Source organism: Wolbachia endosymbiont (group A) of Rhinocyllus conicus, from assembly GCF_947250775.1.
GTDB lineage: Bacteria > Pseudomonadota > Alphaproteobacteria > Rickettsiales > Anaplasmataceae > Wolbachia.
Genome location: NZ_OX366349.1, coordinates 302009 through 324113, shown reverse-complemented (window position 1 = coordinate 324113; position 22105 = coordinate 302009). Strand labels below are relative to the sequence as shown.

Below are 22105 nucleotides of genomic sequence, written 5' to 3'. Positions count from 1 at the left end.
AAAATTCAGTAAAAAACTTAGGGTATTTTTTGGCGGATTACATAAAATTATAGCGGCTGCATGTCTTTTTTATTTTTTCTACATTCAGCCAAACCGCGCTTAAACTAAGCGTCAGCACATTATTACAGCGCCACTTACAGTAATATAGAGTCAAAACTCGCACCACGGGGCTTCTTTTGCCTTTTTTTTATTTGGTAAATTTCTTAATGTTTGTAGCTAAAAGAGCCCAAGAGAGGTGTCATCCCGCTGCTTGTTAGCGGGATCTATGTTAAGAGATACCGCGAATGAATCGCGGTATGACGTAGGAATGAATCGCGGTATGACGTAGGACTGCTGTCATCCCAGTGCTCCTTTTTTTGTCATCCCAGTGCTTGACACTGGAATCTAGCGAACTTTGCTCGCAAACGAACTTAATGGATAAATACCAAACTTTACACTAAAACATAATACTATAGCGGAATTACATGCAAAATGGATCCCAGTGTCTGGGCACTGGGATGACAGGAGATACCGTCTTGTTAGTCAACAAAAAAATTATAAAAATTTCCCAAGTTGCATCATAAAATCAAAAAATACTTCCAATTGTGTAACAGTACACAGATTATAGTTAGTGGATATGTTGATAAGTAAATTAGTTTTATACGCACAAAACAGATGAAGTTTACTTATCAACATATCCACTAACCAACAACATTCAATAAATTTGTGTAAGATACCACTTTACATAAGATAGATAGGAAGCATTTTTGATTTTAAAGTACTAAACCTTCAGTCAACCTCCTAGCCCTGTAGTTTTTGATATGGTTAGGATCAAAAGCACTTTTGGATGTCAGAATACCGAAAATGATATGGAGTAGCTTACGCATTGCAGCACCAACGATGGCCATATTATGCTTACCCTTTTCCTTTAATCTTTGGCAAAAGCTCATAATGATAGGATTGTGATTCTTAGCTACTATGGCAGGAAAGAAAAGTGCCTTACGTAATGTTTGTGAACCGGATTTACTTAATCTGGGTTTGGCATATACAGAGGAACCTGACGTCATATTTCGTGGTATAACTCCTGTATATGCTGCCAATTGCCTGGCATCTCTAAAAACCTCTATATCAGAAACTTCAGCTAAAATAGCTATTGCTGATTCTTCTCCTATGCCTGGAATAGTCAATAGAAGTTGAAAATTTTCCAACAATTCTTTGTGTTGATTTAATAGTTCACGTACGGAGTTTTTTATTGTTTCTATTTTTTGAGCTATATTCATTGCAAGGTCTTCCCAAGCATTTGCAACTTCTTTAGGCAGTCTCTCTTTTTTTTCTAAGTGGTTATTTACTAATGTTAACTCATCTTTTAACGCAACTGAGCAACGATAAAGATGTTTTAATTTTTTCATTTCAGGAGAAGGTGGTGTCCAACTAGAAGGTTCCTGTCTTTGGCAATAATCAGCAATAACTTCTGCATCGGTCTGATCATTCTTTTGTCGTATCAGCTTACTCCTTGCATAAGATTTTATGCAATAAGGATTTACAACACTTACAAAATGTCCAGCATTGTGTAGAAATTCAGCCAGTGCTTCGCTATAACAACCAGTAGATTCCATGCAGGTTTTTACTTTTTCTACATTATGTTTGTGTAGAAAATTCAGTAGACTTTGAAACCATCGTTCTTAAAGCTTCTTTTTCTAGTTTCACGCTTTCCTTTTTTGCTTATAAATGAGAGAAAAACATCAAAGCGATCTTTTGATATATCTATGCCCAAAAAGTTGTTGATCATATATAACCCCATACGTTACCATTAAAAATGAAAAGTAAGGCTAGTCTTGTGAATACAGAATTAGAACCATTCAGGTCTTTCTACGATACCGTCCAGCCTATACTTTTGAGAAGGGAATTCTTATCTCCTCTACAGATTTTATATCTAAGAAGAAGCACAGAGTTCCTCCCTTCTCCACCTAATGCTTAAGCTTAAAACATTAGATGCTTTTGACAAGATACAAGAAGAAGGCTACTTAGATGGCAGGGAGGAGCTACTTGAATGACGGTTCTTATCGTCGGTAAACTTAGAGCTATAATAACTATTTGCCTTTTTTCTACTTAAGTTTGGGTTATGCAAGAAGTCTAATAGAGCGAAATATGGAAGACAAAAGATAAGTGCATTCTACGCAGCATCGCTAATTAATAATATCTTTATTATTGTATGAGATAGGTAATTTAGCATTTATGAATTTGTAATGTGTTACGCATAGCTCAAAGAAATAAGGTTTACTGGTTACACGCTGCAGCCAATGCCACAACACTAGGATCTATGTTTGTCTGCATGTTAATTTGCGTTGTGATTTTATGGAGGTCTTCTGTTACATATGCTAGTGAAAATTTGGAGATACAGAAGGCTTTTGATAGTGTTGTCAAGCATATAAAAGCTGATAAAAAGTATAAAGATCTTGATGTTATTGAGAGAAAAAGTGACAAATTTAATATCAAAATTGCGCAGAATTCTGGCAAGAGTTTTGACATATACTCTACTTTAAAAAAAGCAAAAGATTCCTTTGAGTCAGGAGATAATGAAACAGCTATTTCTCTCCTTAATCAGATCATCACAAAGTTTCCTTATCATAAAAATGCTTTAATTGGATTGGGAAATATTTATTACGCTAATAAAGAATACAAAAAAGCTGTAGAGATTTACACAAGACTGTTAAAAGAATACCCTAGTAACCCTTACATATTAAAAAACTTTCTGACGATAATCTCACAATATGATCCTGATCTGGCGTTGAGTGAAATGTTGAAATTGTATGATATACATAAAAATTATGCTCCTTTATTAGCAAATTTAGGTCTGATTTATATGAAAAAGGAGGATTATGTAAAAGGTAAAGAGTATATGACAACTGCTATTTCCCTTGATGAAAACAATATTTTTTATACCTATAATTTAGCTGTTATTCTAGATAAACTTTCAGATTTTAAAAATGCTACAATATTCTACTTAAAGTTGTTGAACATGGCTACAACTTCGAAAGATGTGAGTGAAAAAATACCTTTATACAAAGTGACAGCAAGACTAAAATTTATAAAACTCCACAGCACGCACCCAAAGATTTCATAAAAGCTTATAGCTTACCTAAATCTAATTTATCGCTATTTTTGTTTACAATAATAATATTGAGCTATAGAATTACATCTAAAGGGGCAATTAGCTCAGCTGGTAGAGCATCTCGTTTACACCGAGGAGGTCGGCAGTTCAAGTCTGTCATTGCCCATTTGCTTAACTGAATGTTAATATTATTAATTACTTCAATCAAAATATAGAAAATGCAGGATAATATAGTACCAATCTCAATAGTAAAAGAGCTGGAAGATTCTTATCTTTCCTACGCAATGAGCGTTATCATAAGCCGGGCTATACCTGACGTGCGAGATGGATTTAAACCTGTTCATAGGCGCATATTATATGCAATGTCAAGGGCTGGATACGATGCTGGTAAGCCATATAAAAAGGCGGCTCGTATAGTAGGGGATGTAATGGGGAAATATCACCCACATGGTGATGCAGCTATTTACGATTCCTTGGTTAGAATGGCCCAAGATTTCTCTCTTCTTTTACCACTTGTTGATGGACAAGGTAACTTTGGTTCGATAGACGGAGATCCACCCGCTTCGATGCGATATACAGAAGCAAGGCTTCACAAAGTGTCGCACTTCTTACTAAATGATATTGACGAAGATACAGTTGATTTTAGGCCAAACTATGATGGAAATGAAACAGAGCCTGTTGTACTGCCTGCAGAATTTCCGAATCTATTGGTAAATGGTGCAAGCGGTGTTGCAGTTGGTATGGCAACCAATATTCCTTCTCACAACCTTGGAGAAATAATAGATGCTTGTATGTTATATATAGATAATCCTGAAGTTACTTTGGATGAGTTACTTGAAGTGATGCCAGGGCCGGATTTCCCAACTGGGGGAACGATTCTTGGAAGGTCTGGAATAAGATCAGCATTTGCAACGGGTCGTGGATCAATTGTTGTGCAAGGCAAGACTCACATGGAAGACCTGCCACAAGATAGGCAAGCAATAGTGATTGATGAAATACCTTACCAGGTAAATAAAGTAAAATTAATTGAGAAAATAGGTGAGCTTGTAAAAGAAAAAAGAATTGATGGCATAACAGAAATTAGGGATGAGTCCGATAAGTCTGGTATTAGAGTAGTAATTGACCTCAGAAGAAATGCTGAAGCAAGTTTTATACTTAATCAAATATTGGGACTAACTCCACTAAGAAGTAGTTTTAGTGTTAACACTTTAGTCCTCAACAACAACAGGCCTGCTTTGATGTCATTAAAAGAAATCATAGCTGCTTTTGTTGATTTTAGAAAAGAAGTATTAATCAGGAGAACAGAATTTCGTCTAAGAAAAACGAGGGAAAAAGCTCATATATATATAGGGCTCTACATTGCGGTCTTGAGCATAGATGAAGTGATAAAAATCATCCGTGGTGCAAAAGATCCTGCGGAAGCAAGTAGAGAACTTTTAAATAAAGAATGGAAAACTTCAGCTGAGATAAACACAATTATTGGATTAATCTCAGACAGCACAAGCTTTTTGAAAGACGGAGTGTATAGATTAACTGAGCTGCAAACGAAAGCTATTCTTGACATGAAATTGCAACGCTTAACAGGCCTTGAAAAAGACAAATTAGAAGCTGAGCTAAGTTCAATGATCAACCTGATAAAAGAATATATCGCTTTTCTTGGCTCAGGAGAGAAGTTGATGAAAGAAATAAAAAACAATCTACAAGAAATAAAGAACAGATTTGCTGTGCCGCGAAAAACTTCAATAGAGGAATCAGATACGGACATTGAAGCTGAAGATCTAATTCCACAAGAGGATATGGTGATAACCGTAACTATGAATGGTTATATCAAGCGTGTGAAGCTTTCTCATTATAGAACTCAGCGTCGTGGTGGAAAAGGAAAGCTAGGACAAGGATTAAAAGAAGAGGATGTAACCACAAAATTATTTGTTGGGAATACCCACACTAGCCTTTTATTCTTTTCTAATATTGGCCGAGTTTATAGATTAAAAGTTTATAAGTTACCTCTTGCAGAGCCAACTGCACGTGGAAGAGCACTTGTTAATATATTCCCGCTTAGCGATGGTGAAACTATAACTAATATAATGCCATTACCAAGTGAAAATGACGAAAATCAAAACATAGTTTTTGCTACTGCTCATGGGAACATAAGGCGCAACTCTTTAGCGGATTTTCACTATATTCCAAGCAATGGAAAAATAGCAATCAAACTCGATGAAGGAGATAAGTTAATATCAGTTAAAGTATGCAATGAAATTGATCATGTTTTTCTTTCAACAAGATTCGGCAAAAGTATCAGATTTGTTGTAAGTGATGTGCGTCAATTTAAAAGTCGCAATTCAGATGGCGTAAGAGGTATCAAACTTGCAAAGAATGACAGCGTGATATCCATGACCATATTAAATGGGATAGGTGTAGCAACAGAAACAAAAGAACTTTACTTAAAAGTTCCACTTGCAAAAAGACTGGGGACTGCAATTAATAACTCCATTGATTCTAAATTGGAAAAGACTTTGAATGATTTAGGAATAGATAACGAATTGTTCTTAAAACTTGCAGTGAATGAGGAGTTTATATTAACTATTACCGAAAATGGCTTTGGTAAAAGAACTTCTGCGTATGAGTATAGAATAACTAACAGGGGTGGTGTTGGTATCACCAATATTCTTACTACCAACAGAAACGGTAATGTTGTTGCTAGTTTTCCAGTTGAGCAGGGTGATAATATCATGCTTATTACAGATAAAGGAAAGTTAATTCGTATTTCAGTAAATGATATCAGAATTGCAGGACGTAGCACTCAAGGAGTCACTCTGTTTAAAACAGAGAGTAGAGAAAAGGTGGTGTCAGTAGCGAAAATTGAAGATCCTGATTCCACTGAAGATAGTATTTCTGAAGTTGAAAACTCTATCTCTTCTCAACTGTAGTACAGGTTAAACAAAAAGCGCAAGTTTTTGTTGATTAATACGCAGTATTTAATTTAAAATATATACTTATGGCTAAGTAGAGATCAATGGACAAAAATTTAACTAAAAATAAAAAACCACTGGCAAACAAAGAGGATAAAAAAACACCTCATGTTAAAGATCTTACTAAAAATAAGAGTAGGAGAGATTTTATAACATTAACTACATGCGCTATGGCAGGTATAGGAGCTGCAAGTGGACTTTGGCCACTGGTTAAGTCTATGAATCCTTCTGCTGAAGTTTTAGCAACTTCCACAGTGGAGGTGAATTTGTCTGGAATTCAGGAAGGACACGGAGTAAAAGTAAAGTGGCAAGGTAAACCAGTATTCATTCGTAGACGCACAAAGCAAGAAATTGAGGCTGCAAGAGCTGTGAATGTGAAGAGCTTGAGGGATCCTCAATTAGATGAGCAGAGAGTATACGAAGGAAAAGATGAATGGTTAATCATGATCGGAATATGTACACATCTTGGGTGTGTGCCGATTGATCACGCTACAAAAGATGGTAACGGTTGGTTCTGCCCTTGCCACGGTTCATATTATGACACATCAGGCCGAGTAATTGGGGGACCTGCACCAAAAAATATGGTTGTACCTGATTATTTTTTTCCCAGTGAGAATGTTGTGGTAATTGGCAAGAAGGCTTAACGGAACTCGTTAAAAAAAACTCACAGGATCAACATCTATTATCACTGCAATACTCGAATTCAAGTTACAATTTTTAATCCAACATTTCAGCTTCTTTTGTATAGATAGACTGTGCTTATTGTGTATTTTTAGCAACACCCTATACCGATACTTATTATTTAAGAAATTTATTGCTGCTGGTGATGGACCAAGAATTTCAAATTCCTTTTTGTCTGCACTTACATTTTTTTCCTGAATACAAGTAGTTGAGCTACTTGTATGACAGAGAAGAGATTTTACTATTTCATTCGCTGCTTTTTGTGTCGCAATCTGATTCTTACCACAAATTATAAGCGCTATTAATCTGCTAAATGGTGGCATTTTGGCTTCGCGTCTTGACTTAAGTTCAATTTCATAAAATGAGTCCCTTTTTTGATGTAGCAATGCTTTTATTATTGAACTTTCAGGATTATTGGTTTGCACTATTACCATTCCTTTTTCATTGAACCTTCCTGACCTGCCTGCAACTTGGTGCAACAATTGATACGTCTTTTCTGCTGCTCTTAAATCAGAATTTTCGAGACTCAAATCTGCATTCATTACTCCAACCAAAGTTAATTTAGGAAAATTGTGCCCCTTAGCAATTATTTGTGTGCCGATTATAATGTTCACCTCTTCTTTCAGTACCAAGTCAATTACGTTACTAACCGACTTCTGATCGCTGCTTATCATCGCAGTTTTTGCGTTTGGTATTAATTTCACCATTTCTTCAAGTAACCTTTCAATTCCTACGCCATAAAGGGAAAATGACTGTTCACTCTGGCAATCAGAGCATTTTTCTGGGAGTTTTAATTGATAAGAGCAATGATGGCACAAAAGAGCATTTTTTTTCTTGTGATATGTAAGCCAAACAGCACAATTTAAGCAGGAAATTTTATATCCACACTTTTTACAAACTGCCAGTTGTGCATACCCTCGGCGGTTTAAAAAGAGCATAACCTGCTGTTTTTTCTCTATGGTTTGTTTGATGCTTTCAAAAAGCTCAGAGGAGATCCATTGCTTGTTGTTCCTCATATCTACTACTTTAATGAGTGGCAATTCTGCACCACCGAATCGCTTGGTTAGCTTTACATGATTGTAATTCCCGCTTTTAACATGATGAATCGTTTCAAGCAGTGGAGTTGCTGATGATAAAATAATCGGAATATTTTCAAATTTGGCTAAGATTATCGCCATATCTCGAGCATTATATATAATTCCCTGTTCTTGTTTAAAAGATGAGTCGTGCTCTTCATCAATGATAATCAATTTTAGGTTTTTATAAGGCAAAAAAAGCGCTGACCGTGCACCAATAATTATCTGCGCATTTCCACTTGCTATATTGAGCCAATTATTCCGGCGAGTTTTTGGAGTGAGCCCTGAGTGCCATTCAACTAAGTTTTTTGATATCTGACCGCGAACACGATTTACCAATTGTGAAGTTAAAACAATTTCAGGCAAGAGGATTAAAATTTGTGCACTGTTTACAGTTTCTACCAATTTTGCAATTGCGGATAAGTAAACTTCCGTTTTTCCAGATCCTGTCTCACCGTCAAGCAAAGTCACTGAATACTCATTTAAACTGCTTATTATTTTATCGCTAGCTATCTGCTGTTCAGGGTTTAATTGGCAACTTATTTCACTTATTTCCTGCTTCTGCTTAGCACAAACCAATTTATCTATTTGGTTTACTTTTAACACTCCTCCCATTATCACTTTGGCAAGCATACCAATAGGCATTACATTGTATTGTGCAACCCACTCTGCAAATGTGATCAATTTTGGTCTAATATTTGGTAAATCGATTTTTTGCTCAATAAATTTTAATGCTCGACCACTCTTGTCACTATATTTCCAAACTATTCCGATCAAGCGTTTTTTGCCAAATGGCACCACTACGTAATCTCCAACTGAAACTTCAGTATTTTCTTCAACTGCATATGAAAATAACTGATCAATTGGAAGTGGTAGTAATACGTCAACTGTTCTTGCCATAGTGATTGAGTTTAGCATTGTTTTAAGGATTTGTTTGCTTGATTTTTGTGGGTTAAACTGGTATAGCATTATACTAAATTAATTTGATTGGGGGAGTGAGTATGATTCCAAAAACACGTAAAGAGGCATTCAAAGTATTAGGATTGTCAGAGAGTGCAAGCACAGAAGAGATTAAGAAGGCATATCACGAGCTTGCATTGAAATGGCATCCCGACAAATGGTCAGATAAAAGCCAAGAAGAGCAAAAGACAGCAACAGAAAAGTTTAAAGAAATATCAGTAGCATATAAAATATCAATAGGCGAGATGGCTGAAGAATTCATTAGCCAACAGCCTAATGATGATTGGATTAACAACTTGGCTGAATATTTTGAAAACTGGGCAAAAGAACTTCTTAGAAAACGCTACGGCTCACATCTAAGTGAAGAAGAGGTTGATTTATTTAAGGCTCTTAATGATAAAGATCTAGCCAAGACAAAAATTTTGTTAGAAAAAGTCAAAAATATCAATTCACAAACCAGAACTTTTGGTTCATGGACTGGGGAGTCAATATTGCACTACATTGTAAAAAATTCCTGCAGCAATTTTGAATCAGGTTGGATAGAGCTACTTGAAGAAGTTTTATCAAAGTATAGCGCTAACAATTCAATATCAGCTCATAATAGCAGTGTCGAGCTATGCTCACAACTTAACGCAATAGATGTTAATATTTTGATGGAAGGTATTGGCACCCCTTTACATATTGCATGTGATCTAGGTAATCTTGATGTCATAAGTATGCTTCTAAAGCATGGAGCAGATCCTAATACATGTAGTGTATCTAAATATACACCGCTGTATTATGCTCTAGAAGAAAGCAAAAATGATGTTGTTAAGGTACTGTTTGAACACGGTGCTGAAATTGGTGTAGATGTAGAAGAAAAGTTAATTATCGGCAATATTACAAAATATAGTCAGAGTACAGTAGAAATGCTTTTACCGTATGCATCTAATAGGCAAAAAAGTAAGATGTTACAATGTATTGCTTACAGTGATAGTGTGGAAACTGATCATGATATTGAAATTGCAAAATTACTATTGAAGGCAGACGCTGACCCTAAATTTTGTGGTCAAGAAGAAAAGGGGGGGTCAAACGCCAGTGCATCATGTTGGGCCGACTTTAAAAAGAAAAGTAAGCTTGTAAAATTATTTAATGAACACAAAGAAAAAGCAACTAACAATAACTTACATACAGTGGAAAAGCAAAGTGCTCAGCCACCTATAACAGATAATAAGAATCATCATTCTCGACAAAAACAAGCTTCAGGAATTTCCCCAAGAGTTATAGGCTTAGCATTATTATTTGGTGCTGTAGGAGCCACACTAGCTGCAATAGGAATTATACCTGAGATTATTGCTATCGGAGTAATTGCAACTGCTGTATTATTAGGAATTGCAGGTGCAGCATTAGGTGGTATAGTAGGGTATCTTACAGACATAACAGTAAACAAATGTCATAAGCGAAGCTGTTATGAAAGTTGCGTAACTAACAACTAATGTCATTCAAATAGCTCATCTAGGCATGTTTTTTTCTGGATTCTATAGTATTTTCTAAAACGAATGATAAACGTCTAAAATGGTATTACCAACTAAAAGGTGTAAGTCTGTACATTGATGCATTAGAGGTCTGAGGCGACTTTTGATGGTGTGCCAACAATGCTCTATCGGATTTAGATCTTACTATTACCCACAAATATAAATGTTTGTTGCATAGCTCTTAATGGCATAACTTTTGCTTGAAATAACTGTTTATATGGTGCAATTTACAGCTTTTAGTTGCTAAAATTATAACTCTTAGTTTAATAATTTTAATCCAATAAGCTTTCAGGTTAATAAAATTAAATTATTTGAGTAAATACAATACTATGTTTTTATTTGTGGGTAATAGTAAGTCTTTTACCCCATCGTTTTTTGCGATGAATTCAGCATATTTTTCCAACAGTTTTGCATCTAATTTATCGGTTTTTGCAAAGTGATTGCAGGCTTTTGCAAATGCATATGCCCGATTTGGGTGAGCTCTATGAACAGCTATGTTATACAACTTTATTACAAGTTTCTCATAACCTCCTGTTTACACATAACTTAACAAATACGTTAGCTTGTCTACCTATTTTGCCATTCTGCTGAACGGATACATCCGAGTAGCACATCCTTTACTTTGTGGGTATACTTTTTTTGACATGTGGTTATATCTTTTTTAATATAAAGGATATATACTTATGCATTATATATTTTTTTGTATGAGGAGTTATATGAAAATGAAGAGATTATGCGTTTTGGCTGTGTTGCTTACTTCATCTCTAGCAGGTGCAGCTAATAATAGTGCAAGTAAGTCAGAAGATCAGTACTATGCAGGTTTAAACTTTGGTGCTGGATGGGGTGGTGGCTTTGTAATGAAACCTAGCGTTGTTTTTGGTTATCATCATGACAAAAACTCTAAGTTTGAACTTGAGGTTCTTGCTAACATGAGTGATATTGCTAATAAGGATACAAGGAAAATAGGGGCTAGCTTATTGGCAAATTATCGTTATTACCCTGACCTTGATATTGATCCCGTTAAACTATATGTCAGTGGAGGTTTAGGAGGATACTTACAAGTAATACCTTTTGGCTTTGGTAAAGCAAGTGGATCTTCAGAAGGGGATGGAGCTGCTGCAGAGGAGGCATCTGTAGTAGACAAAATACTGGGTTCTATTTCCTATAAACTGAAGGTCGGTGTTGATTATGAAATTGCTCCACAGATAGTTGGTGCAGTTGGTATTGCTGCAGGCGGGCAACTAAGTGGTATAAAAGCATTACAAATACCAGATGCAACTCTGGAGGTAGGAATACGTTATAATTTTTAATGCTGCTAAATTGTAACTTAGTTCATAAAGGTAGAGACAATGTTGAGGATGAAATAAACAGCATTGAAAAAATCTGGAAATATATGAGATACTTTTCGAATATGGTTTTGAATGCTAACTATAGATTAAAAAAATAACAAGAAAAAGGGTAAACTCCAGTATTTGTAACCGTTCACGGATTGTGAGAATGAATAAGGAAGTAGGTCCAAAGTGTGATGGTATGGATTTAGTATAAATAATTCAGGATGCTTGTGTCCACTGGTTACATATAAATTCATAAGGTTTTGAGAGTTTTGAGTCTTTTTGCGTAATATAACAAAGTTGTAAAGGTGTAACCATAATTCCTCCTTCGATGGCAATTTCTTATATATCATACCATCACACTTTGGACCTAAGCACTCCGTTCAACAAGCTAGAACTGCTATATTTGAATACATAGAAATTTTTACAAAAAACAGCGTAGGCATTCTACTATTAATTATTGCATTCCTGAACATTGTGATTCATCATTCTTTTTGTAAAAAATTTTCTTAACTTTCTCTCCACTTTTTCTGGGTAAGGTCACAGAATTTTTTACTGGAAATCTTAATTTTGTCTTAGCAATAAATCAACTTAAGGTCATAATATCTTGACATTTATTTAATGTTGCTATATAATAGCTATGTACATTTTGTGTACTATAGCAATAAAATCACCCTGTAATAGGTGTATTGGACCCGAGGGCAGTACTCGGCGCCTCCACCATATTTTTAATTTATATGGGGGCGAATAAGGATCGACATGCATAGTAAAGATGGTAGTTTTGCTCGGTTAGACACCACCGCTAAGAGTTCATAATTTAAATGCAAACGATAATTTTGCTGCTGAAGACAATGATGCAATAGCTGCTTAATTTAAGCACTATAACTTCATTGCTATAAGCACGGTTCAGGGAACGCCGGGTAACAGAAGTTCCCCAAAAATTTACGTATGTGGAAGTTATATGGAGCAAACAGATTACAAAAAATTGCTTAATTCTGCCAAGTTTCAAGTTATCAAAAAGACTTTAGATGTTATATCAGGTAATGGTTTTATCCCTCATTTAGAAATATTATTTTTCACATATTTTAATGGTGTGACCATGCCAGATCGTTTGAAAAAGTCATACCCCACTCAAATGCTTATTATATTACAGCATCAATTCTATGATTTAAAAGTTTCTGAGGATAAATTTAGCGTCAGTTTGAGTTTTCAAGGAAAACAAGAGCGAATTACTATACCGTTTTTTGCTATTAGTGAGTTTCGTGATAAAATTTCAGGAGATATTTTAATATTTGACAAAATCAGTATCGATTCTGATAAAGAATACAAAAGTGAAAAATGTACTGAAAAATTATCAAACGGTAGTATTATATCCATAGATCAACTGCGTGATGAGTAATTGCTCATCTTTGTAAACAAAAAATATTAATAGAAAAAAGTGGTCTAACTTAAGTAATAGAATAGAGGAATACTATCGTAGACAAATATGCTAAATCTTTAATTGTTTATTAACGCAGGTGGCAGAATTTTTCTTACATATCATCAACTTTCTTTATTGAAAAATTCAGAAAAATGTTGTATAATTGTTAGTAGACTTTGGTAAAACATATGGCAGATTCAGGAATTAGTATAACTTTTGACCCAAAAACTTCGCAGCATCTTGTTGGACTAGCTAGAGCCACTAAGCAGTCTGTTCAAAAATTAACAGAAAAGCTAGTCAAGGAAGCAATCGAACTTGAAGCGGAAGATATTGCATTTTCCAAAATTATTAGGGAGTTAAATGCTGATGATGCAGAAGAAGTAGAGGATAGTGAAGACATCTGGAAATAAGCGATACACCATTAAATATCTAAAGCATGTTCTTAAAAGAAATTTGCCTTTCTTGCCGAAAGATGTAAAGCCAAGTATTAAAGACGCAATAAAAAAGTATCTTGAGATTGATCCTATTGGTAACGGTGTGTTGCTACGCAAGAGATTAAAGGGACATAGAAGAATAAAAGTTGCTGATGATTACCGTATTGTCTATCGTGTAAATACTGCAAAACGTATAGTAATTATTGTTTCAATAGGACACAGGGACAATATTTACAAGCAGGCAATATTGGACCTACTGAAACATTAAATATATTTTATACAGCCCTCCTTCCTCCTACCTTAGGTGCAGCTCAAAAAATGAAGTTTTTTTTGGTTCAGCAAAAACAACATTTTGAGTTTGAAAAGGCTAAATACTTGTCTTTATTATAACTTTCGTGTAATAGATATGCATGCATCCAATTATATATCTACTCAACACGTTACTTGATCTTTATAGCTTCATTCTAATATGTTGGATTGTCCTAGATTTATTGATTAGGCTTAATATAGTGAACGTGTATAATGATACTGTCAATCGCATAATGCGCACCTTGAATCAGCTGACTTACCCACCATTGAAAATTATCAGAAGGTATATACCACCATTCAACGGATTAGATTTATCTATAATGATATTGCTAATAACAATTCACTTTGTAAAATATACAGTAGCTTACTACTTTAGGTAGATGTTAAAAAAATATCTAAAATCAGCAATATATCTATCCCTTTTAATATATGTATATATATCAGTTTTTAGCTACAACTATAAAGATCCTTCCTTAAACACGGCTACAAATAAGGAAGTGACAAATTTAGGTGGAATAGTAGGTTCATATTTAGCTGATATATTGGTTCAATTTCTTGGATTAACTAGTGTTACAATAGCTACAACCATAGTTTACTTGTTGATCTTCAGGCCAGCAAAAATACTGCTGAAAATTCTCTATTTAATATTAATCAATTTAGGGGTATGTGCTATATTACCACAACTTTCGCTAGGCATCACAGCAAGGTACAGACACAGTGGAATAATAGGGAATGCACTCGTTAATAACTGCCCATTTTATGTATTTGTGATAGTAACATCAATAGGTCTTGTAGGATCGGTTGGTTGGAAGAGAACAATTCACTTTCTATTCTTCTTATGTAAAAAAATAGCTTGCTTATTTGTAAATGTTCCATTCTTCAGATCACATAAAACTGCTGAATATTCAGTTGCACCATTAGTAGTAGAAGAAAAACATAGAACTAAAATCACTACTAAACAACAACCAAAAGAAAGACAGAAAAAAGCTACCGAAGAAATTTTTAAACCTTCCAGTGAGTTCGAGTTTCCAAGCATTCATTTACTTTCTAAAGCAGAGGAGTCTTTGCAGAGAAAGCAGCTGAATGAAATGGAGAGCAATAAAAATTTATCTCTGCTGGAACAAGTCCTGAGTGATTTTGGCGTGCAAGGAAAAATTATCAGTGTATGCTATGGGCCGGTTGTGACTTTATACAAACTTGAACCACAAGCTGGTACGAAATCTGCAAGAGTAATTGGCCTTGCAGATGACATTGCACGTTCGATGAGTGCACTCTCTGCACGTATTTCAATAATTCGTGGGCAAAATGCTATGGGAATAGAGTTGCCGAACAAGGAACGAGAAATTGTAATGCTGCGTGATTTGCTTGAATCACCAGAATACCAGAATGCAAACTTAAATCTCCCAATTGCCCTTGGCAAAGAAATAAGTGGAAAACCAGTTATTGCAGATCTGACTAAAATGCCCCACTTGCTCGTTGCTGGAACCACAGGGTCGGGTAAATCAGTTGCGATTAACACTATGATTCTTTCGCTCGTTTATCGATTAAGTCCTGATGAATGTAAGATGATAATGATCGACCCAAAAATGCTTGAGCTTTCAATATATGATGCAATACCGCACCTAATGGCGCCAGTAGTAACAGAGCCAAAAAAGGCTGTTATCGCTCTTAAGTGGATAGTGAAAGAAATGGAAAATCGCTATCGCATGATGTCGTATTTAAATGTACGCAATGTAATAAACTATAACCAAAAAATCACAGAAGCAATGAATAGTGGAATAGAATTGGAGCGCGTTGTGCAGATTGGCTTTAACTCAACAACAGGCAAACCTTTGTTTGAAAAAATACCAATCAAGATGGAGACATTTCCGTATATTGTAGTGATCGTGGATGAAATGGCAGATTTGATGCTTGTTGCCGGCAAAGAGATAGAGTGCTCTATTCAACGTTTAGCTCAGATGGCTCGTGCTGCAGGAATACACATCATAATGGCAACACAACGCCCATCTGTGGATGTGATCACAGGTGTGATAAAGGCGAACTTTCCAACGAGAATCAGTTTTGCTGTTACTTCTAAGATAGATAGCCGTACAATACTTGGCGAACAAGGAGCTGAACAATTGCTCGGTATGGGTGATATGCTCTATATGGCCTCTGGTGGTAAGATCATTCGAGTTCACGGCCCATTTGTAAGTGATAATGAGGTGCAAGATATAGTTGATCATCTAAAAATGCAAGGTGAGCCAAATTATATGGAGGAAATCACCAAAGAAGATGAAAATTCTTCTGTGGAATCAGAAGGTGAAACAGAGGATGAAGAAAACGACCTCTACAATCAAGCAGTGGCCATCATTCAAAGAGATCAAAAAGTTTCAACCAGTTACATTCAGCGACAACTTAGAATAGGCTATAACAGAGCTGCAAATATTGTTGAAAGAATGGAAAAAGAAGGAATTGTCAGCTCTCCAAATTACTCAGGAAAGAGAGAGATATTGGTTGAATAGCAACCTTGTAATACATTAACTTAAGTTTTTGCACTTTCAAAAAGCAAGTCAAACAAAATTATTAAAAGGTCAATACATAATGACAGTTGATTTAATACTAATTTAAGTACTAAGAACGTACAATAGTAATATATTAATTAATTAGGGGGTAAAAATGTCAAATATTTTGAGTAATGCTTGGTATAGTTTGTCTGGCAATGACATAACAGACATAACAAAATTGCAGGAACAAGTAGAAGAACTAGAGAAGCTATTAGGAAACTTCAAAGGTTTGCCAGAACAAGTAACAGAACTGTCAGATAAATTCGGTGGTTTATCAGAAAGATTTACAGAGTTGTCAGGTAAATTTGACGGTTTGTCAACAGATCTATCAGATAAATTCAATGGTTTGCAAGAAAAGTTTACAGGCTTGCAAGAAAACTTCACAGGTTTAGAAGAAAAAGTGGAAACACTCACAGAAGCAGTAGCAGATCAAGAAAAAACACTACTAATTTGTGCCATAGTCAGTGCTGTTGCCGCAATAGCGATAACTTCTTTTGTTGCATTCTGTATCTATCAGGGAGTTAAGTGTGAAAGGGAGAAAGAAAAGAACTTGTCTAAAGATACACCAGACGCAAAACTTAATAATGTAGATGCTATCGATGGCAATGAAAAGAAGCATATGCAAATGCCAGACTAAGTTGCATAACACTCTTCTTGAGAAGGTGTTACGCAACTTGTAGCACCTTACTCTTCTCTTAGCCTATGTAGGTTTTTTGATAGTAAACATATCACTTTTTAGAAAAATATTTGTATTGTAAAGTTAGTAAAGATTCTGGTTTACTTAAAGTTCGTTAATTGCTATCTTTTAAAACACGATATTTACTATAGCACCATATGCTTAGGGTTTTTTCTAAAGTTTTATTTATATTAATGTTTTTGGTTTCTAGCTTTTTTACTGTGCATAGTGCTGAAGCTAAATCTAAGCTCAGTAAGAGATACATACCTCCTGGTAACCCTGGTGGTGCAAACTTTCATACAGATGAGGATTTTGCTGAGTCATATAAACTGTATGAGAAGCGTAGGGAGCTCCTCAAGAAAAAAAAGTCACAAGATCGAGCTATAAATAAAGAAGATCTAATCAAAAAATTAAAAGAGAAAAAAATTGCTAGTCTTGATAATGAGCCAAATGACATGGAAGCGTGCATAGTCGACGATGAAGAGAGCGCTATGATAAATCAGCATGGTATTAATATCGCACGTTTAAAGGGTGCTGTATTTATAGATCAAGAGCCAGTTTCCCAGTATGAAAGCGAGCAGCATGAAAGTGAACAACAAGAAGGGAAGAAAGTTACTTCAACACGAGAAAAAAAAGTTTCTCCTATAAATGTCACTATAAAAGAAAATCCATCAAGAAAAACGTGCTCACATGATTCTATTGCTAATTTGGATAACGTAGATGCTTATAGTTTGAATGGTTCAAGTTCATTTGGCAGCGTAGCTGACACAGTAAAATAGTATCACAATATTGGCCATTAATAATATGCTAGATAAAGACCTGATATTGAATGACGATGCATATGAATTATCGCCGATTTCCAGGCACAAAACTCATGTTGTAGAAGTTGGAAAAGTAAAGATAGGTGGAAATAATCCTATAGTCGTACAATCTATGGCGCTTGGTGTGCATATAGATTCTGATGATATAAAAAGTAGCGCAAAACATTATGCAAAAGAAATAACAGAACTAGCGCGCGCAGGTTCAGAGTTAGTACGGATTGCTTTGAATTCAGAGGAAGTAGCAAGGGCAATACCTTATATAGTAGAAGAGATAAATAAAGAAGGTTTTGACGGTAAAATATTGGTAGGCTGCGGTCAATATGAGCTAGATAAATTAGTTCAAGATTATCCAGACAACATCAAAATGCTGGGTAAAATTAGAATCAATCCAGGCAATATAGGCTTTGGCGACAAACGTGATGAGAAATTTGAAAGGGTGATAGAGTATGCAATAATGCACGATCTTCCTGTTAGAATTGGGGTAAATTGGGGTAGTCTTGATAAATACCTTTTACAAAAACTGATGGATGAAAACTCTTCGCTTAGTAATGCAAGGCCTTCTGATGTTATACTGCGCAAAGCACTTGTAATGTCTGCTCTTGATAGTGCAAAAAAAGCTGAAGAAATTGGTCTAAATTCAAACAAAATAATCATTTCATGTAAAGTTAGCAAAGTACAAGATTTAATTTTAGTTTATATGGCACTTGCAAAATCTTCCAATTATGCGCTGCATTTGGGTTTAACTGAGGCTGGTATGGGCAATAAAGGTGTGGTAAATACCGCAGCAGGGCTTACTTATTTATTGCAAAATGGCATTGGAGATACAATACGGGCTTCTTTGACTCAACGTCCTGGTGAATTGCGTACTAATGAAGTGGTGGTGTGTCAGGAAATATTGCAATCTATAGGCTTGCGACACTTTAACCCTCAGGTTAATTCATGTCCTGGTTGTGGGCGCACGAGTAGCGATCGTTTTCGTATATTAACTGAAGAAGTGAATGGCTATATAAAAACTCATATGCCGATGTGGAAGAAAAAAAATCCAGGTGTAGAGCATATGAACATTGCTGTTATGGGATGCATAGTAAATGGTCCTGGAGAAAGCAAACACGCAAATTTGGGAATCAGCTTGCCTGGATATGGAGAAAAACCTGTTTCAGCAGTCTACAAAGACGGCAAGTATTTCAAAACTTTACAAGGTGATAATGTCTCTGAAGAATTTAAGGCAATTATTGATAATTATGTGAAGGAGCATTACACGTAACCTTTCACGGTTAATTAATAGATAAATCGCAAATAAAAAAGAAAATTAAACCTTGTTTTTCTTTTTTCGCTATTAATATATTTATAACACAATTGAGTTTAAATAGTTGGTATGAAAAGCTTTTTACGAAATTTCTTGCACTATCTTCTGTCATCCCAGTGCCCTGACTACTTGGATCCATATCTTTTTTTCTCTGGTCACGCGCTACCCAGGACGTGGTGTAATAGTTGTACAAGAATCCTACTAACTTTACTATTAATTCTATTTCCACTTTTAGCATCATCTATAAGCATTGAGGACATCGAAGAAAATTGCGATTACGAATATTACCCTAAATTAGATTCTTCTTCTGCTGATGAGTTACACGTTATAAAGCGAAATTATTATAGATACGGTAAGGAATTAAAAATACTAGCAGATGAGAGGATAAAGGAGATCACTTTAGGCACTAGTGATGTAACCAGACTGCATTCTGTGATTTTTAGCAAAACACGATCTTTCATTTGAGCTTTCTTCAATTTAAAGTAAATACAGAAAACTGCTGCCTATAGCTGAACTGACCTTACCCAGAAAAAGTGGAGAGAAAGTTTGGAATGTTTTTTACAAAGAGAATAAACTATTTGCCATATTTTGAAAAAACGTTTTATTTTACTCCAAAAACGTCTTAACTTTCTCTCTACTTTTTCTGGGTAAGGTCACACTTGACTACTTGGATCTAGTATGATTTAATTAACCAAGAAGTAGACATGAAAAAATTATGTAGTGAACCAGTTTGCATGACGCTAAGAAGGAAAATATGGATAGAAAAACGAGAATAGAATCAGACAGCTTAGGGGAAGTAAAAGTACCAAGTGAACATTACTGGGGAGCGCAGACTCAACGTTCTTTAGAAAATTTTAAGATTGGCACAGAAAAAATGCCAGAGCCTCTGATTAAAGCATTAGCAATAGTAAAACTTGCAGCAGCACGTGTTAACATGAAGCAGGGTAGCATAGATAATAAGGTAGGGGACGCAATCTGCGCAGCCGCAAGGGAAGTAATAGATGGCAAATTTAATAATGAATTTCCGCTTGTTGTTTGGCAAACCGGATCCGGAACGCAGACTAATATGAATATGAATGAAGTGATCAGCAATCGCGCAATAGAGATTTTAGGTGGTAATTTGGGTAGTAAATCTCCGATACATCCAAACGACCATGTGAATTATGGTCAGTCATCAAATGACACCTTTCCAACAGCAATGCATATAGCAGCAGCAGAGCAAATAAACTGCTTGCTTATTCCAAATCTTGAAAAATTGCATAAGGTGCTGGATAATAAGGTTCAGGAATTTAAAAATATAATAAAAGTAGGACGTACTCACTTACAAGATGCAACGCCCCTAACACTGGGACAGGAGTTTTCTGGCTATGCAGCCCAGATTAAAAAGGGGATAGAGAGAGTAAAATTAACTTTAAGTGGTATATACGAGCTTGCACAAGGTGGCACTGCGGTTGGCACAGGACTCAATACTAAAAAGGGTTTTGCTGAAGGTTTTTCAAGCAAAGTTGCAGGAATTACTAATCTTCCATTTACTTCAGCAGGCAATAAATTTGAAGCGCTAGCAGCAAACGATGCTTTAGTTGAGCTCAGTGGAACACTCAATACAGTAGCAGTCAGTTTAATGAAAATTGCAAATGATATAAGGTTGCTTGGTTCTGGTCCAAGATGTGGAATTGGGGAAATAATGTTACCGGAAAATGAGCCTGGTTCTTCAATTATGCCAGGTAAAGTGAATCCAACTCAGTGTGAAGCAGTAACTATGGTGTGCACTCAAGTTATGGGAAATCATGTTGCTGTGACCATTAGTGGTTCAAACGGTCATTTTGAATTGAATGTGTTTAAGCCAGTGATAATTTACAATGTTTTGCAGTCTATAAGACTTTTAGCTGATGCAAGTTTAAATTTTACAGAAAAATGTGTAGTTGGTATTAAGGCAAATGAAGAGAGGATAAAAGATTTACTGAATCAGTCGTTAATGTTGGTCACTATATTAAATACGCATATAGGGTATGACAATGCAGCAAAAATAGCGAAGCTTGCTTATAAAGAAAATATCACTCTAAAAGAAGCAGCAGCAAAACTTCAACTGCTCACTGAGGAGGAGTTTGAAAGGATAGTGAAACCAGAAGAAATGGTGAATTATTTGTAACCGTTGGGAGTGTTAAATAAACCATACGCGTCAAGTTAAGAGGTATCCGTTCAGCCAATGGAGTCAACTTAAGAGCCTCCATTAGCAAACTCTCCTAAAAACATGATGGCGTTTGGGCTTATCTACCTTATTGTGGCTGCCCTGGTCGAATTTTAACTTTAGCACGCATGCTTAAAAAGGGCTTGAAAGTTTTTTGGTGCAATAAGTACTTGATAGAGTTTCTGCCTCATTACACCAAATAAAACTGAAAAATTTAAACGATACTCAGTAATTTGATCTGGGTTCCAAGGCCCTTGTGCATCACACATATGAAGCGATAATATATTACACATAACTAAGTTCGCCCAAAATTCTTGTAATACAGCCTCTAGGTGTATGGTCCCATAATTCCTCCTTTGATGGTATTGTTTTCTCATATTTTATCATACCATCACACTCTGGGACTGTACACCAGGAATTATCCTATTGAATTCTATGATATTATTTTTGTAACATTGTCTAAAGTGCCCAGTGTCAAGCACTGGAATGACACCATTTCCGTGAATATTGCTCTTAATTTGTAACTAACCTAAGCCATAAATATTAAGAAATTTACCAAACGAAAAAAAAGGCAAAAGAAACCCTGGTCATTGTCTATTTTCAGTATTGGCGTTTTTTTAGTCTTAAACACTGCAATTTAGCTGCTTTTAATTGCAACTCACCTTAGTTTAAATGTTTAAGAAATTTACTAAGCAGAAAAAAAGGCAAAAGAAATCCCGTGTTAGCTAGTTGTCACTCTCTAATCCTGCAAATTGGCGTACTATACTGTCTTAAACGACTTAT

General features: G+C 35.5%; 16 protein-coding genes, 1 tRNA gene, 1 other RNA gene and 5 pseudogenes. 18 read left to right on the top strand and 5 right to left on the bottom strand.

Annotation, left to right across the window (positions count from 1 at the left end; genetic code table 11):
• Positions 1-752: 752 nt before the first annotated feature.
• Positions 753-1768: pseudogene (locus OOK92_RS01615) on the bottom strand (IS110 family RNA-guided transposase).
• Positions 1769-2227: 459 nt separating this feature from the next.
• On the opposite strand from OOK92_RS01615, the gene OOK92_RS01610 reads away from it, so the two are divergent.
• The 4 genes from OOK92_RS01610 to petA all read left to right on the top strand — a co-directional run bounded on the left by OOK92_RS01610 (position 2228) and on the right by petA (position 6704).
• Positions 2228-3103 carry a tetratricopeptide repeat protein gene (locus tag OOK92_RS01610; RefSeq protein ID WP_253309898.1) on the top strand — a complete coding sequence of 292 codons (876 nt, stop codon included), beginning with the start codon at positions 2228-2230 and terminating at the stop codon, positions 3101-3103.
• Between the two features lie 81 nt (positions 3104-3184).
• Positions 3185-3257 (top strand) — tRNA-Val (locus tag OOK92_RS01605).
• Positions 3258-3309: 52 nt separating this feature from the next.
• The gene (gyrA, locus tag OOK92_RS01600; RefSeq protein WP_253309899.1) at positions 3310-6018 is read left to right on the top strand and encodes a DNA gyrase subunit A; all 2709 of its coding nucleotides are present in this window, start codon (positions 3310-3312) and stop codon (positions 6016-6018) included.
• A gap of 86 nt (positions 6019-6104) precedes the next feature.
• The gene (petA, locus tag OOK92_RS01595) at positions 6105-6704 is read left to right on the top strand and encodes a ubiquinol-cytochrome c reductase iron-sulfur subunit (protein ID WP_264736033.1); all 600 of its coding nucleotides are present in this window, start codon (positions 6105-6107) and stop codon (positions 6702-6704) included.
• A gap of 9 nt (positions 6705-6713) precedes the next feature.
• On the opposite strand, the gene priA is transcribed toward petA, so the two are convergent.
• Positions 6714-8735 carry a replication restart helicase PriA gene (gene priA / locus OOK92_RS01590; RefSeq protein ID WP_264736032.1) on the bottom strand — a complete coding sequence of 674 codons (2022 nt, stop codon included), beginning with the start codon at positions 8733-8735 and terminating at the stop codon, positions 6714-6716.
• Between the two features lie 83 nt (positions 8736-8818).
• On the opposite strand from priA, the gene OOK92_RS01585 reads away from it, so the two are divergent.
• Positions 8819-10252 (top strand): ankyrin repeat domain-containing protein, encoded by a 1434-nt coding sequence (locus tag OOK92_RS01585; protein WP_264736030.1) that lies wholly within the window; start codon positions 8819-8821, stop codon positions 10250-10252.
• Positions 10253-10637: 385 nt separating this feature from the next.
• On the opposite strand, the pseudogene OOK92_RS08535 reads toward OOK92_RS01585, so the two are convergent.
• Positions 10638-10851: pseudogene (locus OOK92_RS08535) on the bottom strand (IS110 family transposase); the annotation flags it as partial.
• 156 nt (positions 10852-11007) lie between these two features.
• Here OOK92_RS08535 and OOK92_RS01580 point away from each other — a divergent pair.
• Positions 11008-11601 (top strand): hypothetical protein, encoded by a 594-nt coding sequence (locus OOK92_RS01580; RefSeq protein WP_264736029.1) that lies wholly within the window; start codon positions 11008-11010, stop codon positions 11599-11601.
• A gap of 125 nt (positions 11602-11726) precedes the next feature.
• On the opposite strand, the pseudogene OOK92_RS08435 reads toward OOK92_RS01580, so the two are convergent.
• Positions 11727-11914, bottom strand: a pseudogene (locus OOK92_RS08435) (hypothetical protein); the annotation flags it as partial.
• A gap of 80 nt (positions 11915-11994) precedes the next feature.
• Between OOK92_RS08435 and OOK92_RS08530 the strand changes: the two are divergent.
• The 12 genes and pseudogenes from OOK92_RS08530 to fumC all read left to right on the top strand — a co-directional run.
• Positions 11995-12122 (top strand): annotated as a pseudogene (locus OOK92_RS08530) (IS3 family transposase); the annotation flags it as partial.
• Positions 12123-12225: 103 nt separating this feature from the next.
• Positions 12226-12561, top strand: a transfer-messenger RNA (tmRNA) gene (ssrA, locus tag OOK92_RS01575).
• Between the two features lie 22 nt (positions 12562-12583).
• Entirely contained in the window at positions 12584-13021 is a 438-nt protein-coding gene (locus OOK92_RS01570) for a ClpXP protease specificity-enhancing factor SspB (RefSeq protein WP_264736028.1), read from the top strand.
• A gap of 209 nt (positions 13022-13230) precedes the next feature.
• Positions 13231-13452 (top strand): hypothetical protein, encoded by a 222-nt coding sequence (locus OOK92_RS01565; protein WP_264736027.1) that lies wholly within the window; start codon positions 13231-13233, stop codon positions 13450-13452.
• On the top strand, positions 13433-13744 hold the full coding sequence (locus OOK92_RS01560; RefSeq protein WP_264687877.1) for a type II toxin-antitoxin system RelE family toxin: 312 nt from the start codon (positions 13433-13435) through the stop codon (positions 13742-13744). The genes OOK92_RS01565 and OOK92_RS01560 overlap by 20 nt, the downstream gene beginning before the upstream one ends.
• A 142-nt stretch (positions 13745-13886) precedes the next feature.
• Positions 13887-14165: a YggT family protein gene (locus OOK92_RS01555; protein ID WP_253309879.1), complete on the top strand. Its 279-nt coding sequence runs from the start codon at positions 13887-13889 to the stop codon at positions 14163-14165.
• On the top strand, positions 14166-16289 hold the full coding sequence (locus tag OOK92_RS01550) for an FtsK/SpoIIIE family DNA translocase (RefSeq protein ID WP_264736026.1): 2124 nt from the start codon (positions 14166-14168) through the stop codon (positions 16287-16289).
• Between the two features lie 154 nt (positions 16290-16443).
• Complete coding sequence (locus tag OOK92_RS01545) at positions 16444-16968, top strand: GAS domain-containing protein (protein ID WP_253309908.1); 525 nt, start codon at positions 16444-16446, stop codon at positions 16966-16968.
• A gap of 197 nt (positions 16969-17165) precedes the next feature.
• Positions 17166-17786 carry a TRP75-related protein gene (locus OOK92_RS01540; RefSeq protein ID WP_253309909.1) on the top strand — a complete coding sequence of 207 codons (621 nt, stop codon included), beginning with the start codon at positions 17166-17168 and terminating at the stop codon, positions 17784-17786.
• A 25-nt stretch (positions 17787-17811) separates the two neighbouring features.
• Positions 17812-19092, top strand: a complete 1281-nt coding sequence (gene ispG / locus OOK92_RS01535; RefSeq protein ID WP_264736024.1) for a flavodoxin-dependent (E)-4-hydroxy-3-methylbut-2-enyl-diphosphate synthase — start codon at positions 17812-17814, stop codon at positions 19090-19092.
• A gap of 111 nt (positions 19093-19203) precedes the next feature.
• Positions 19204-19599 (top strand): hypothetical protein, encoded by a 396-nt coding sequence (locus OOK92_RS01530; protein ID WP_264736023.1) that lies wholly within the window; start codon positions 19204-19206, stop codon positions 19597-19599.
• A gap of 289 nt (positions 19600-19888) precedes the next feature.
• The gene (fumC, locus tag OOK92_RS01525) at positions 19889-21283 is read left to right on the top strand and encodes a class II fumarate hydratase (RefSeq protein ID WP_264736022.1); all 1395 of its coding nucleotides are present in this window, start codon (positions 19889-19891) and stop codon (positions 21281-21283) included.
• An 81-nt stretch (positions 21284-21364) separates the two neighbouring features.
• Here the strand turns inward: fumC and OOK92_RS01520 are convergent.
• A pseudogene (locus OOK92_RS01520) lies at positions 21365-21657 on the bottom strand (IS4-like element ISWosp8 family transposase); the annotation flags it as partial.
• Positions 21658-22105: the final 448 nt, after the last annotated feature.

Excerpts from the sequence above, each read along its gene's own strand:
- OOK92_RS01540 (WP_253309909.1), top strand. The coding sequence starts at position 17,166 with ATGCTTAGGGTTTTTTCTAAAGTTTTATTTATATTAATGTTTTTGGTT.
- fumC (WP_264736022.1), top strand. The coding sequence starts at position 19,889 with ATGGATAGAAAAACGAGAATAGAATCAGACAGCTTAGGGGAAGTAAAA.
- OOK92_RS01580 (WP_264736029.1), top strand. The coding sequence starts at position 11,008 with ATGAAAATGAAGAGATTATGCGTTTTGGCTGTGTTGCTTACTTCATCT.
- OOK92_RS01550 (WP_264736026.1), top strand. The coding sequence starts at position 14,166 with ATGTTAAAAAAATATCTAAAATCAGCAATATATCTATCCCTTTTAATA.
- OOK92_RS01555 (WP_253309879.1), top strand. The coding sequence starts at position 13,887 with ATGCATCCAATTATATATCTACTCAACACGTTACTTGATCTTTATAGC.
- OOK92_RS01545 (WP_253309908.1), top strand. The coding sequence starts at position 16,444 with ATGTCAAATATTTTGAGTAATGCTTGGTATAGTTTGTCTGGCAATGAC.
- OOK92_RS01570 (WP_264736028.1), top strand. The coding sequence starts at position 12,584 with ATGGAGCAAACAGATTACAAAAAATTGCTTAATTCTGCCAAGTTTCAA.
- petA (WP_264736033.1), top strand. The coding sequence starts at position 6,105 with ATGGACAAAAATTTAACTAAAAATAAAAAACCACTGGCAAACAAAGAG.
- OOK92_RS01565 (WP_264736027.1), top strand. The coding sequence starts at position 13,231 with ATGGCAGATTCAGGAATTAGTATAACTTTTGACCCAAAAACTTCGCAG.
- priA (WP_264736032.1), bottom strand. The coding sequence starts at position 8,735 with ATGCTAAACTCAATCACTATGGCAAGAACAGTTGACGTATTACTACCA.
- OOK92_RS01530 (WP_264736023.1), top strand. The coding sequence starts at position 19,204 with ATGAAAAGCTTTTTACGAAATTTCTTGCACTATCTTCTGTCATCCCAG.
- ispG (WP_264736024.1), top strand. The coding sequence starts at position 17,812 with ATGCTAGATAAAGACCTGATATTGAATGACGATGCATATGAATTATCG.
- gyrA (WP_253309899.1), top strand. The coding sequence starts at position 3,310 with ATGCAGGATAATATAGTACCAATCTCAATAGTAAAAGAGCTGGAAGAT.
- OOK92_RS01585 (WP_264736030.1), top strand. The coding sequence starts at position 8,819 with ATGATTCCAAAAACACGTAAAGAGGCATTCAAAGTATTAGGATTGTCA.